The 231-nt window shown below is 69.7% G+C and carries 1 protein-coding gene; it reads left to right on the top strand.

The window, feature by feature from the left end; translation table 11 throughout:
- Nucleotides 1–17 precede the first annotated feature (17 nt).
- Nucleotides 18–231: DUF3016 domain-containing protein (locus SB775_RS34325; RefSeq protein WP_410865753.1), on the top strand; the 214-nt coding region annotated here is incomplete at its 3' end.

Below are 231 nucleotides of genomic sequence, written 5' to 3'. Positions count from 1 at the left end.
CCGAAGGCCCGGTATCGGTGAGCTGGACCGACCCGGCCCAGTTCGCTGAAATCCGCTTCAGCGGCAACCGCTTCGAAGCCCAGCAGGGTGACTGGGTGAAGTCGCTGGCCGAGTACTTCCGCACCTCGGCGGGCAAGGCGCTGCCGGCCGGGGACCGCCTGGACGTCACCATCACCGACATCAAGCGCGCCGGCCAGTACGAGCCCTGGCACGGCCCGCGCAGCAACGACG

Source organism: Peribacillus sp. SIMBA_075 (assembly GCF_046534585.1).
This window is presented reverse-complemented; position numbering and strand designations above follow the sequence as displayed.